At 57.7% G+C, this 13,287-nt stretch carries 13 protein-coding genes; 2 read left to right on the top strand and 11 right to left on the bottom strand.

What is annotated here, in order from left to right; genetic code table 11:
• Positions 1 to 9: 9 nt before the first annotated feature.
• The 11 genes from HRR99_RS04810 to HRR99_RS04855 all read right to left on the bottom strand — a co-directional run bounded on the left by HRR99_RS04810 (position 10) and on the right by HRR99_RS04855 (position 10,826).
• Complete coding sequence (locus tag HRR99_RS04810) at positions 10 to 465, bottom strand: GFA family protein (RefSeq protein WP_233122974.1); 456 nt, start codon at positions 463 to 465, stop codon at positions 10 to 12.
• Positions 462 to 830 (bottom strand): endonuclease domain-containing protein, encoded by a 369-nt coding sequence (locus tag HRR99_RS04815; protein WP_233122975.1) that lies wholly within the window; start codon positions 828 to 830, stop codon positions 462 to 464. Before HRR99_RS04815 ends, HRR99_RS04810 begins: the two co-directional genes overlap by 4 nt.
• Positions 831 to 1,131: 301 nt before the next feature.
• Positions 1,132 to 2,589 (bottom strand): cysteine--tRNA ligase, encoded by a 1,458-nt coding sequence (gene cysS / locus HRR99_RS04820; protein ID WP_233122976.1) that lies wholly within the window; start codon positions 2,587 to 2,589, stop codon positions 1,132 to 1,134.
• A 211-nt stretch (positions 2,590 to 2,800) separates the two neighbouring features.
• Positions 2,801 to 3,541 carry an SDR family NAD(P)-dependent oxidoreductase gene (locus HRR99_RS04825; RefSeq protein WP_111839730.1) on the bottom strand — a complete coding sequence of 247 codons (741 nt, stop codon included), beginning with the start codon at positions 3,539 to 3,541 and terminating at the stop codon, positions 2,801 to 2,803.
• Between the two features lie 189 nt (positions 3,542 to 3,730).
• Entirely contained in the window at positions 3,731 to 5,224 is a 1,494-nt protein-coding gene (gene purF / locus HRR99_RS04830) for an amidophosphoribosyltransferase (RefSeq protein ID WP_233122977.1), read from the bottom strand.
• A gap of 137 nt (positions 5,225 to 5,361) precedes the next feature.
• Positions 5,362 to 5,949, bottom strand: coding sequence for a CvpA family protein (locus HRR99_RS04835; RefSeq protein ID WP_045231818.1), 588 nt, complete (start codon positions 5,947 to 5,949; stop codon positions 5,362 to 5,364).
• A 92-nt stretch (positions 5,950 to 6,041) separates the two neighbouring features.
• Positions 6,042 to 7,445 carry a DNA repair protein RadA gene (radA, locus tag HRR99_RS04840; protein ID WP_045231819.1) on the bottom strand — a complete coding sequence of 468 codons (1,404 nt, stop codon included), beginning with the start codon at positions 7,443 to 7,445 and terminating at the stop codon, positions 6,042 to 6,044.
• 5 nt (positions 7,446 to 7,450) lie between these two features.
• The gene (locus HRR99_RS23255; RefSeq protein WP_422387306.1) at positions 7,451 to 7,768 is read right to left on the bottom strand and encodes a type II toxin-antitoxin system RelE/ParE family toxin; all 318 of its coding nucleotides are present in this window, start codon (positions 7,766 to 7,768) and stop codon (positions 7,451 to 7,453) included.
• Complete coding sequence (locus tag HRR99_RS04845; protein WP_233122978.1) at positions 7,758 to 8,027, bottom strand: type II toxin-antitoxin system ParD family antitoxin; 270 nt, start codon at positions 8,025 to 8,027, stop codon at positions 7,758 to 7,760. The genes HRR99_RS23255 and HRR99_RS04845 overlap by 11 nt, the downstream gene beginning before the upstream one ends.
• 64 nt (positions 8,028 to 8,091) lie before the next feature.
• A complete protein-coding gene (gene alr, locus HRR99_RS04850; RefSeq protein WP_233122979.1) occupies positions 8,092 to 9,267 on the bottom strand; it encodes an alanine racemase in 1,176 nt (391 codons plus the stop codon).
• Positions 9,268 to 9,329: 62 nt separating this feature from the next.
• Positions 9,330 to 10,826, bottom strand: coding sequence for a replicative DNA helicase (locus HRR99_RS04855; protein ID WP_045231824.1), 1,497 nt, complete (start codon positions 10,824 to 10,826; stop codon positions 9,330 to 9,332).
• Positions 10,827 to 11,157: 331 nt separating this feature from the next.
• Between HRR99_RS04855 and HRR99_RS04860 the strand changes: the two genes are divergently transcribed.
• A complete protein-coding gene (locus tag HRR99_RS04860) occupies positions 11,158 to 11,613 on the top strand; it encodes a MarR family winged helix-turn-helix transcriptional regulator (protein WP_233122980.1) in 456 nt (151 codons plus the stop codon).
• Positions 11,614 to 11,765: 152 nt separating this feature from the next.
• The gene (locus HRR99_RS04865; RefSeq protein ID WP_233123422.1) at positions 11,766 to 13,280 is read left to right on the top strand and encodes an MFS transporter; all 1,515 of its coding nucleotides are present in this window, start codon (positions 11,766 to 11,768) and stop codon (positions 13,278 to 13,280) included.
• Positions 13,281 to 13,287 lie beyond the last annotated feature (7 nt).

Consider the following 13,287-nt stretch of genomic DNA (forward strand, 5'->3'; position numbering starts at 1 on the left):
CTCCTTAGGTCATGCATCGGTATCGTGATCAGGATGCTGATAAGACACGAGGTTGGCCAGATAGTCCACGGATGTCAGGTCATCTTCCGTCGGCACGGCGGGCAGGGTGTGAAGGCGATCCACAAACGCGACTTTCTTTTCGACCCCCCACTGGATCGACGGCGGAAATGCCGAGGGATCATCAAACGCCCCGGCGGCAACCGCCATACCGTCAGGCGCCTCATAGGTCAGCGGCGTGCCACAATCGCCACAAAAACCACGGCTCACCACATCGGAAGACCGAAACCGCTTCGGCTCGCCTCGCGTCCACGCGAAGTTCTTGCCACGCACGGACACCAGCGGCGCATAATAGGCTCCGAACGCCTTCTGGCACATGCGGCAATGGCAGATGGAACTGTCCGTCAGGTCACCGTCGACTCGAAAACGGATGGCACCGCATTGGCACCCGCCGGTGTGAGTTGTCATGGCCGATGCTCCCCAATTGTTCTGATGATGTGGAGGCAGACGTTATCGATATCGCGCAGGATGTCATCGTTCCAGAAACGGATGACGGTCCAGCCGTCTTTTTGAAGCCGAGCGGTTCTTTCATCGTCATACATAATGGCCGCGTTCTGTGTATGTTGAGAGCCGTCTATCTCGATAATGAGGCGATGATCTGAGCAAGCGAAATCAACGATATACCCGGCAACTGGCATTTGCCGCCGGAAACTTATCCCTTCCAAACGATGGGCGCGAATAGCATTCCAGAGTTTTAGCTCCGCGTCGGTCATCGTTTTTCGCATTTGCCGCGCGTAAGCGCGATGCTGCGGTTTCACGTCTGCGTGGGGCATGATTAGCTCTTCGTCTGGTTTCGACCAGAGATTGGTCGAACGAGCCCGAAATCGCAAGTCGATTGTAGCCGTGGTTGCGTCAGCTTCATCGTTGGGTTGGAGTTTGTGACTCACCCCCCTCTGTCCTGCCGGACATCTCCCCCACAAGGAGGGAGATTGGCTGGGCGCTCGGACATCGCTTTTACCTCGGCGTAGGAGATGGTCGAAAGCTAAAGGCGAGTCGATCTCCCCACCTGTGGGGGAGATGTCCAGCAGGACAGAGGGGGGTGAGCGGCAACCTCTGAACTATCGTGGGAACTGCCTATCGCTTTATCTCCCAAGTCGTCACCCGCTCACCGCTGTCCTTATCCTTGCCATCCGTCAACTGGACGCCCTTCGCCGACAGCTCATCACGAATACGATCCGCTTCCGCAAAATTCTTCGCCTTCAGCATCTCCAACCGCATGGCGACAAGCGCGTCTACAGCTGAAGAAAGCGGGCTGCCAGCGACGCTCTTGCGTTCTTCTTCGACTTCCCACACTTGCATACTTTCGAAATCGATCACTCCCACGAGCGACAAATTAGCGAACATCGCGTGACCATCTTCAATACTGTTTGACTTGGAAAGCCTATGAAGTTCAGCGATCGCGGCACTGCTGTTGAGATCGTTTGCCAAGGCTTCAATAAACTTGGAAGAGGGTGGAATATCAGCATAATAATCGCTATTCCCATCCTGCCAAGACAGCCCCTTATTCAACATGGCTTCTTTCCAGTTCAACAAAGTGGCGTATGCTTCCTCCAATCGCTTCACCGAAAAATCGATCGGTTCGCGGTAATGCGTCATCAGCATCGCCAGACGCAGCACTTCACCCGGCCACTTCCGTCCACCGAATTTTTCCGTATGTAGCAGCTCATGTATCGTGATGAAATTGCCGTCGGATTTCGACATCTTGCGGCCTTCGACCTGCACGAAACCGTTGTGCATCCAGACATTGGCCATGACATGGGTACCGTGGGCGCAACGGGATTGGGCGATTTCGTTTTCGTGGTGGGGGAAGATCAGGTCCAGCCCGCCGCCATGAATGTCGAAGGTTTCGCCGAGGTAGCGCTCGCTCATGGCCGAACATTCGATATGCCAGCCCGGACGACCGCGACCCCAGGGGCTTTCCCAGCCGGGCTCGTTGTGACTGGAAAGCTTCCACAGAACGAAATCGCCGGGGCTTTTCTTGTGCACCTCGACCGCGACACGCGCACCGGCCTGCTGCTCATCCAGCGGACGCTTGGAAAGCTGACCGTAACCGCTCATGGATTTGGTGTCGAACAGCACTTCGCCGCTGGCGACATAGGCGTGGCCGCGCGCGATCAGCTTTTCAATGATCTCGATCATCTGGGGAATGTTATCGGTGGCTCGCGGCTCCACGGTTGGCTCAAGGCAGCCGAGCATGGCGACATCGTCATGAAACTGCTGCGCCGTCTTTTCCGTCACCGCATGGATGGCGTCATTCAGCGGCAGGTTGGGGTAGTCGCGCAGGGCGCGTGCGTTGATCTTGTCATCGACGTCGGTGATGTTGCGGGCATAGGTGACATGCGCGTCGCCATAGACATGGCGCAGCAGCCGGTAGAGCACGTCGAACACGATGACGGGGCGGGCATTGCCGATATGGGCGAAATCGTAGACCGTTGGGCCGCAGACATACATGCGCACATTATTTGCATCGATCGGCTGAAACTCAGCCTTTTCGCGGGTCAGTGTGTTGTGGAGTTTCAGGCGCAAGGACATGGCTCTTCCTCAAGGGCAATCAGTTTCCCCAGCCGGAACGTTTGTCTGCTTTTGACCTTTCGGGAGACGAAAACGATCTGGCCGGGTGTGAGACCAGCAAAATTTAACTCAGCAACAGCAGCAGATCGTTGTTTTCATGGCTTGCGTTATGAAACGGCAGGCCGATTTGGTCAAGAGAGATTGGTGCGCGATGACGCACCGATCATCATCGTCATTCAGGCATCCGGTAACTGACGAATTTTTTGTCTCTGACGACGTAAATCTTGCCCGTTGCCGTAGCGTCCGGTGCAGCCAGCGGCAGAATCGCGGCAGCGACCTCGGATGGATGGGGCAGGGTATCAGGGTCTTCGCCCGGCATGGCCTGTGCGCGCATGGCAGTACGGGTGGCGCCGGGATTGATGCTGTTGACGCGCAGCGCCGTTGCTTCCGTTTCCGCCGCCCATGTGCGGGCCAGTGCTTCTACGGCAGCCTTGGAGGTAGAGTACGCACCCCAGAACGGGCGACAGGAATGTGGCGCGCCGGAGGAGAGGATAAGGGCACGGCCAGCATCGGATTTCAGCAGCAGCGGCTCGACCGAGCGGATCAACCGCCACGTCGCGGTGACGTTGATGGTCATCACCTTCTCAAACACCTTTGCCTCGATATGGCCGACAGGAGAGATGACGCCGAGAACGCCAGCATTGGCGACGAGAATATCCAGCTTGCCCCAACGCTCGTTGATGGAAGCGCCCAGCGCATCGATAGCGTTCATATCGGCCAGATCGAACGGCACCAGCGTCGCGGTGCCGCCCGCAGCCTTGATGGCATCATCCAGGTCTTCGAGACCGCCCACGGTGCGTGCGCATGCGATGACATGCGCGCCTGCTTTTGCCAGTTCCAGCGCCGTGAAGTAGCCAATGCCACGGGATGCGCCTGTGACGAGCGCGATGCGGCCTTTAAGGTTGATGGTCATGCTTCTAAAATCCCCCGCCGAACGCTTAATCCGGCCTCTTCTCCGATTGGTTGCCCAGAGTTCCTCATCCCTGTGCTTGTCACAGGGATCCAGTGCGCGCAAGTCCTCGCGCGCTTAAGGCTCTTTCACGGCGCAGACACGCCGTGGCTGGATTCCTGTGACAAGCACAGGAATGAGGGATGTCAAATATCAGCCGTTGCTGGCCAGCATGGAAATCTTGTTGCCCATGGATTCGCCGTTCTTATCGAGCAGGCGAGTGGGGTATTCACCGGTAAAATAGTGATCGGTGAACTGCGGGCGCGCGTCGTTGCGGTCAACACCGCCCACGGCCTGGTAGAGACCGTTGATGGACAGGAACGCCAGCGAATCGACGCCGATGAATTTCGCCATGTCTTCGACGTTGGCATACTGGTTGGCCAGCAGCTTGTCGGCGTCAGGCGTGTCGATGCCGTAAAAATCCGGGTGGAAGATCATCGGGCTGGCAACACGGATGTGAACTTCCTTTGCACCGGCCTCGCGGATCATCTGAACGATCTTGACCGAGGTGGTGCCGCGCACGATGGAATCATCCACCAGAACGACGCGCTTGCCTTCGATCATCGCCCGGTTGGCCGAGTGCTTTAGCTTCACGCCGAGCGCGCGGATTGACTGCGTCGGCTCGATGAAGGTACGACCAACATAATGGTTGCGGATGATGCCGTATTCGAACGGAATACCGCTTTCCTGCGCAAAGCCGAGCGCTGCTGGCGTTCCACCATCCGGCACCGGCACCACGACGTCTGCTTCGAGCGGCGCTTCCTTGGCAAGGATGGCGCCCATGTTCTTGCGGGTCGTGTAAACGTTGCGACCACCGACGACGGAATCGGGACGGGCGAAATAGACATATTCGAACAGGCAAAGACGCTCTGGCTGCGGCTTGACCGGCTTGCGCGCATCGATGGTGACAGAACCATCCGGCTGGATCTCGCAGATGATGACTTCACCATTTTCCACGTCTCGGACGAACTTTGCGCCGATAATATCCAGCGCGCAGGTTTCCGAACAGAAAATCGGCTTGCCATCGAGATCGCCCATGACCAGCGGGCGGATGCCCGTGGGATCGCGGGCGGCGATCAGCTTGGTGCGCGTCATCGCCAGCATCGAGTAGCCGCCTTCCATCTGCCTGATGGCGTCGATGAAGCGATCTGCGGTGGAGGAGTGGCGCGAGCGCGCGATGAGGTGGAGAACGACTTCGGTATCTGATGTGGACTGACAGATGGCGCCGGTTGCGATGATCTGGCGGCGCAGCGTCAGGCCGTTGGTAAAGTTACCGTTATGGGCAACGGCAATGCCGCCTTCTTCCAGCTCGGCAAACAGTGGCTGCACATTGCGCAACGCCACTTCACCGGTCGTGGAATAACGAGTGTGGCCGATGCAGATCGATCCTGGCAGGCGGGCAAGCGTGACAGGATTGGTGTAATGATCGCCAACGAGGCCCATATGGCGTTCCTGGTAGAAACGCTTGCCATCGAAGGACACCATGCCCGCGGCTTCCTGGCCGCGATGTTGCAGAGCATGCAGACCGAGGGCCGTCAGGGCCGCTGCATCCGGGTGCCCCAGAACGCCGAACACGCCGCATTCTTCATGCAGAGTGTCGCCATTGATGATGTCGTTGAAGGTGGACTGCGAAAGCGGCTCATTCATCTGGCTTGCCTTTGCTTAACTGCCAAAAACAAAAACCGCTCCGGCGGGTGGTGCGCCAGTGGGGTCTGTCTGCTGCCTATATTGAATATCTAGCACAAATAGCGCGCCTTGCATGTATTGCAAGACGCGCATTGACGTCAGTTTGCCGGTGCGGGTGAATTTGTTGCGGGGGCATCATCGGCAGGGGTCTGTTCCGTGGCGCCCTCAGGTGGTTTGCCGAGGATGCGCGCCCTGATTTGCGGCTCGATATTATCAGGCAACGCTGCTTCCAGCTTGGCCACGAGGCCATCGAGGAACGGCTTGGACTTGGCCTGCGTCACCCATTCAGGCTGTGTTCTAACGTCTACCAGCCAGTTCCAGAAGGCGACCGCGACCACCAACAACAGGATGCCTCGGGCCGCGCCGAACAGAAAGCCCAACGTGCGATCCAGCGCGCCGATGCGGCTGTCGATGATGAAATCGGCAATGCGCGACGTGATGAACGAAATGATGATTAGCGCGATCAGGAAGATGACGCCAGCCGAACCGGCAATCGCGATCTTGTCATCATCCGTATAGTTGCGCGCATAGGGCAACAGGACCGGGTAAAGATAATAAGCGGCTGCGACCGAACCACCCCAGCTTGCGATAGACAGGATCTCGCGCGAAAAACCTCGCACCATGGCGAGAACGGCGGAGAACAGGACAACGGCGATAACGATGCCGTCGAAAATCGTGATGGGCATTTACCAACTCCGGAGGTCGCGACACCTTTGAACGTGCCACTGTGCCAATTTGCGATCCTCTTACACTAGCCGGTTAGCCAACGAAAGGATCATTATTCGTCTTCCTGAACCTGTCTGAACCGGTTGCCCGACCCCGCAATGCGCGAGACCAAATCCGGCAGGCTCTCGATTTCAGTCCAGCGCCCTTTTGAGGCTTTCGGCAATTCAGCAGAAGCCGAAGGCAGAAATGCGGTGGAAAAGCCAAGTTTCTCAGCCTCTTTCAGCCGCTGGCCCGTGTGAGACACAGGCCTGACAGCGCCAGAAAGGCTGACCTCGCCGAAATAGACGCAATCGGCAGGCAGGGCAAGACCGGCAAGCGATGAAACCAGTGCAGAGGCGATTGCCATATCTGCCGCAGGCTCCGAAATGCGATATCCGCCTGCAACGTTGAGGTAAACATCGTGGCTGCCGAGCTTCACGCCGCAATGGGCCTCGAGCACGGCAAGGATCATGGCCAGCCGCGACGAATCCCAGCCGACGACGGCACGGCGTGGTGTACCGAGCGACGTGGGCGCGACCAGAGCCTGTACCTCAACCAGCACGGGGCGCGTGCCCTCCATGCCCGCAAAAACGGCGGCACCCGGTGATTTCTCGTTGCGCTCGCCCAGAAACAGCTCAGACGGATTGGAGACCTCACGCAACCCCTTGTCGGACATTTCGAACACGCCGATTTCATCGGTGGGACCGAAACGGTTCTTCACTGTGCGCAGGATGCGGTAATGGTGGCCGCGATCGCCTTCGAAATACAGCACGGCATCCACCATGTGTTCCACGACGCGTGGACCGGCGATTTGCCCGTCCTTGGTGACGTGGCCGACGAGAACCATGGTCGCGCCCGTCTGTTTGGCAAAACGGATCATGGCCTGCACGCCGGTGCGCACCTGCGTGACGGTTCCGGGCGCAGAATCAGCCGTGTCGCTCCAAAGCGTCTGGATCGAGTCGATGATGATCAGATCGGGGCGCTTGCCCTCGGAAATGGTGGCTAGAATATCCTCGACATTGGTTTCCGCTGCCAAGAGAACATCGGTATCAGCAGCCCCCAGACGCTGCGCGCGCAGCCGGACCTGCGCCACCGCCTCTTCGCCAGAAACATAGACGATGCGATGCCCGCGCCGCGAAAGTGCCGCCGCCGCCTGCATCAGAAGCGTCGATTTACCAATGCCAGGATCGCCACCGATCAACACCGCAGACCCGCGCACGAAGCCGCCGCCGGTTGCCCGGTCGAGCTCGCTCATGCCGGTCGGGATGCGCGGTGCCTCCTCGATCTCACCGGAAAGAGAGGTGAGGGTGACGGGTCTGCCCTTCTTCGGCGTCTTGCCCGGACCAGAGCCGATACCGCCCATCGGGTCTTCTTCGACAATGGTGTTCCACTCACCACAGCCCTCGCATTTTCCCGCCCATCGGGTGTGGACCGTGCCGCAGTTCTGGCAGATGAATTGTGTTTTGGCTTTGGCCATAAATGTCAGTTTTCTTCTTGTTTGAAATCGATATTGGATATGTTTTGATGGCCATGTAGAACGCGAAGAATGATCAGTTCCGTGTCTTCAACGCGAAAGAAAATCAGTCGCTCTCGGTACGCGATGCTGCGGACGCCGGGGCCGAAGGCTTCCTTGGAAACACCTGTAAGCCCCAGTTCGGCTATGGAATGAGCTTTTCTGCGGATATCTCGCGCGAGGCGATCGGCCGCCGCTATGTTTTCTTCGGAGATGAAGGCGTGATCCTTGGCGACGTCGAGTCTGGCAGCAGTGGTCCAAACAGTGCTGCGCGTTTTAATGACCAGTCCCCGTTTTCTGCTGCGCCGATAACGCGCGAATGTCGTTCAGGAAATCCTCTTCTGAATCATAGTGATGAACGCGTCCGGCCTCGACGTCATCCAGCCCCTCCTGAATCAGGCGCTGAAGTTCTGCTTTCTTACCTTCATCGCTGTTTAGCAACCGCAAGCTAGCATGCACAACTGCGTCAGCGTTTCTGTACACACCCGCTTTGACCTGCTCATCAATAAACTTGCGATCCTGCTCGCTGAGATGGATTTCGGTCATTTCGATCTCCTTTTGTTCTCGTATAGCACAGGTCTTCAGCTCTTTCCAAGAGGCAAGAAAAGCGTTACTCGTCTTCGATCAGATATTGTCGCTCATAACGCAATCCAAGCCCGGTCAACATTTCGTAACTGATGGTTCCTGCTGCGCGTGCCACCTCATCCACGGGCACGTTGGGGCCGAAAAGTTCGATGTAGTCGCCAGCGCGGAGGGCGTTTGGAGGTACGTCCGTCACATCGAAAATCGTCAGATCCATCGTCACACGACCAGCAACCGGCACCTCGTAACCATCGATAAAGCCGTATGCGCCGACATTGCCCATATCGCGCAGCGGAATGCCAGAGCCGGAGAGCGAGCGGTGATAGCCATCAGCATAACCGACTGAGGCGATTGCCAGACGGCTGGCGCGTTTCAGCACGTGGGTGCCGCCATAACTGACGGTCTGGCCTTCACCCGCCTCGCGGATTTGGATGATGCGGGCTTCTGCTTTCGCAACAGGGCGCATAGGGTTTGCCATGTCATTCACTGCTTCCCCACCATAAAGCGCAATGCCGGGGCGGGTGAGATCGAAGTGATAGTCGGAGCCAAGGAAAATTCCGGCAGAGGCTGAAAGGCTTGATTCGATGCCTTCGAAAGCGGCGCTAACCTGCCGGAATGATTCAAGCTGTGCCTTGTTCATTGGTGAGGACGGCGTGTCGGCGCAGGCCAGATGGGAGAGCACCAGCACAGGATCGAAACTTGCTGGGCGGGTCACGTCATCAGCCAGAAACAATGCGTCGTCCAGCGGCAGACCGAGCCGGTTGAAGCCGGTGTCGACATGCAGCGCGAAAGGGTGATCGCCGCGCTCTGCCATAAGCCGCATCCAGAAAGAAAGCTGTTCTTCGGAAGCGATAACAGGAACGAGGTCGTTGGTGAAAACCTGTTGCTCCTGGCCGGGCCAGATGCCGGAGAGAACGAAGATGCGGGCCTCGGGCGCGTGCGGGCGCAGCGTCGCGCCTTCGGCAACGGTCGCCACGAAGAAATCCCGTGCGCCCGCATGATACAGCGTAGAGCCGCAATCTTCGATGCCCATACCATAGGCATCCGCCTTCACAACAGCACTGGCGCGCGCCTTGCCGGAGCGTCTGGCCATGTCGCGCCAATTGTCGGCAAGGGCGCCGAGATCGATGGTCAGTCGAAGCGGGGCGGTGTCGAATGCATCGTGCCCAATCTCGGAAAAGCTGTCGTCGAAATCGTCTGTCATTATTCCGTACCGTTAAAAAAGTAGCGCCCCGCGCTTTGGAGAAAGGCGGGGCGAAATCTGGATTATTGCTCTTCGTATTGCGTAAACGATGGGTCAGCCAGATCTGCGAAGCGGGTGAATTCTGACTGGAACTGGAGCTTTACTGTACCGGTCGGTCCGTGGCGCTGTTTGGCGATGATGACGTCGGCGGTGCCTTTGACGCGGTCGAAATGCGCTTCCCATTCGGCGTATTTCGGGTCGGACATTTCGCGCGGCTCCATGTTCTTGACGTAGTATTCTTCACGGAACACGAACAGAACCACGTCGGCGTCCTGCTCGATGGAGCCCGATTCACGAAGGTCGGAGAGCTGCGGGCGTTTGTCTTCGCGGCTTTCCACCTGACGCGACAGCTGGGAGAGCGCGATGATGGGAACGTTGAGTTCTTTGCCGAGCGCTTTCAAGCCCGTTGTGATCTGGGTGATTTCCTGCACTCGGTTTTCGCCAGACTTGCCGGAACCCGTCATCAGCTGAATATAGTCTACCACAAGGCAATCGAGGCCGCGCTGGCGTTTCAGACGGCGAGCGCGGGCGGAAAGCTGGGCGATGGAGATACCACCGGTCTGGTCGATATAGAGCGGAACCTTCTGCATCATCTGGCTGCAAGCGACCAGCTTCTCGAAATCGGCCTCGGTGATTTCACCACGGCGGATTTTCGAGGAGGAGACTTCGGTCTGCTCGGAAATGATACGCGTTGCCAGCTGTTCTGACGACATTTCGAGGGAGTAGAAGCCGACGACGCCGCCGTTCTTGGCCTTGAACGAGCCGTCCGGCTGAACTTCCTGCTCGTAGGATGCGGCGATGTTGTAGGCGATATTGGTGGCAAGCGAGGTCTTGCCCATACCTGGACGTCCCGCAAGCACGATCAAGTCGGAGCGCTGCAAGCCACCCATGCGGCCATCCAGAGAATGGATGCCGGTGGAAATACCTGAGAGATTGCCGTCACGCTCAAACGCTGCTCCGGCCATATCGATGGCCAGCGACACGGCGTCGTTGAAGGACTGGAAGCCGCCATCGTAACGACCGGTTTCCGCCAGTTCGAACAGGCGGCGCTCGGTGTCTTCGATCTGGGACTGCGGCGGCATGTCCAGCGGCGCGTCATAGGCGATGTTGACGACGTCTTCGCCGATCTGGATCAGGGCTCGGCGCAGTGCCAAATCATAGATCGCGCGGCCATAGTCCTCGGCGTTGATGATCGAGACGGCGTCCGAGGCAAGGCGCGCGAGATATTGCGCCACCGTCAGGTCGCCGATCTTGCCGTCTGCTGGCAGGAAGGTCTTGATCGTCACGGGGTTGGCGGTCTTGCCCATGCGGATGATATCGCCGGCAACCTCGAAAATCTTGCGGTGAAGCGGCTCATAGAGATGGACGGGCTTCAGGAAGTCCGAAACGCGGTAATAGGCATCGTTGTTGACTAGAATAGCGCCCAGCAGCGCCTGTTCCGCTTCGATGTTGTTCGGTGCCTCGCGGTAGAGCGGTTCAGCAGCCGGGGCGGGGGTGATTTTTCTCACAGCGTCGTTCATGGTTTTCTGTGATCTCCCTTGAGGCTCGTTCCAAGCCTTCGTTTCTCGCAAGCCTGCCGGTTTGAAGCTGGAGGCAGCGGCAGTCAAGGACAATGCAGCAACAGTAGCAGACAGGCTTGCCGGAACAGTGGCCGGTGGCCTCACAAATTGTGTTGTTAACAGTAATCCACAGGCTGATTCGTGAGCGCCATAGGAGGTTCCGCGAATCGGTTCTGGTTCGCCATGAGTTTACGTCATGGCTGCCATCCAGACAAAGCATCTTGCAATTAAGCGCATTCGAAAATAAATAGGCATGAAATAGATAGCGTGCTAATTATAAGGTGTAGATACTTTGTCGCGTGCGACTGAAAAAGAGCAACTTTTCGATGAGATGGCGGCGTTCAACCGCAAGCTCAGATCCTTCTTCGACGCGAGAGTGGCGGAGCAGGGGCTGACGCTTGCACGCGCCCGGGCGCTTTTCGCGCTCTCGCGTCGCGGCCCGTTGACGCAAAAGGAGCTTGCCGAAGAGCTGGAAATCGAAACGCCGACGCTGGTGCGCGTGCTGGATGCGATGGAGAAACAAAACCTCATCGAACGGCGTTCTGACGAGATCGACCGGCGTGCAAAGCGCATTCACATGACGCCAGTTGGTTTAACGACATTCGAGGACGTGCATATGCAGGCAAAATCCATGCGGGCCGACATCGCTGCCGATATTTCGACGGATGATATCAGCGCCGCACTGGACGTGGTTCGTCGCCTGTCTGCAAATCTGCAAAACCTCGCTGGCGAAAAGGTGCAGTCGTGAGCAACGCCATCGCAGACATCCATGATGAGCCGGATGACGTGGCCGAAAAGGTGCCCGAAACGCCTGCTACACCCGCGCCTCCACCTGAAAAATCATTTTCCGCAAAGCTGCTCTATATCTTCGCTGGACTCTGCTTCTTCGTGACGCAGGGCATGGGCATGAACATTGTCATGGCCAACATCTATCAGTTGCAAGGAGAGTTTTCGGCGACGGTGGCAGAGGTCGCGTGGCTATCGGCGGCCTATATGGCGCCTTACGCAACCTTTTCCATCGCTCTGTTCAAAATTCGCCAGCAATATGGCCTGCGGCCTTTTGCGGAAATCAGCATTATTTGCTTCGTGCTGGCGTCCTGTCTCAACCTGTTTGTGACGGATTTGCATTCCGCCATCGTGGTGCGCTTCGTCAGCGGCATGGCGGCAGCACCGCTGTCTTCGCTGGGGTTTCTTTATATTCTCGAGGCTTTTCCCGTACAGCGAAAGCTGACGCTGGGCCTTAGCATTGCGCTGACCGGCACGCTTCTGTCATCGCCGCTCGCCCGCATTCTGTCGCCGGATTTGCTGCAAATCGATGGCTGGCAGGCGCTTTACTCGATGGAGGTCGGGCTGTCGCTTGCTGTTCTGCCCATCATTTATCTGTTGCCGCTAACGCCGCCGCCACGGGCGAAGGTCATCGAGCGCATCGATATCTTGAGCTATCTGCTGTTTGCCGGTGGCCTCGGCTGTCTGGCTGTGTTTCTGACGCTGGGGCGTTTTTACTGGTGGTTCGAAACCTGGTGGCTCGGCGTGCTGCTGGCCTGCTCGGTGGCTCTGCTGACGATCATGACCATCATCGAACTTCCCCGGAAAAATCCGATGCTCGATTTGCGCTGGATTTTCTCCAAGACCAATCTGCACCTCATCGCCATTTTGCTGATCTACCGCGCGGTATCGTCGGAGCAGTCATCGACCGCCGTTGGCCTTTACCAGCAACTCGGCATTTTGAATGAACAGACGATGGGGCTTTACGCGCTCATCATTCTGGCGACCGTGTTGGGTGGTGCACTGTGTGCCGTGCTGATGCTGACGAAATATGTCGATACCGCCCACGTCATCGCTTTGACGCTGATTGCGCTGGGTGCCTATATGGACAGCACGTCGACAAATCTGGTGCGCCCGGAGCAGATGTATTTGAGCCAAGCGATGATTGCATTCGGTGCGGCCATGTTCCTGCCGCCGGTAATGGCTAAGGGCTTTGGTGCAGCGCTGGCCAAGGGCCCGCCCTACCTCGTCAACTTCATCACCATCTTCCTGTTCACGCAGATCACCGGCTCGATGCTGACGACAGGCATTCTCGGTTCCTTCGTGACATTGCGGGAAAAATTCCACTCGAATATTCTGGTGGAAAGCATTCTGTTGCAGAACCCGCAGGTGGCGCAGCGCGTCAGCCAGCTCTCTGCCGGGTACAGCCACGTCATTACCGATGCAGCACTTCTGAAGGCGGAAGGGCTGTCGCTGCTCGGCGCACAGGTCACGCGCGAGGCCTATATTTTGGCCTATAACGACACGTTCCTGCTGATTTCGGTCTGCGCCGCTGCTGCTCTTGTCATGCTTTTGCTTCATCTTGCATGGTTACGTCTCAAGTCTGCGCTGAAAGGCGAAGACGAGACCGTGGCTGCGCCTCAATCCTGATTGTCCA

This window comes from Agrobacterium vaccinii (genome assembly GCF_021310995.1).
GTDB classification, from domain to species: domain Bacteria; phylum Pseudomonadota; class Alphaproteobacteria; order Rhizobiales; family Rhizobiaceae; genus Agrobacterium; species Agrobacterium vaccinii.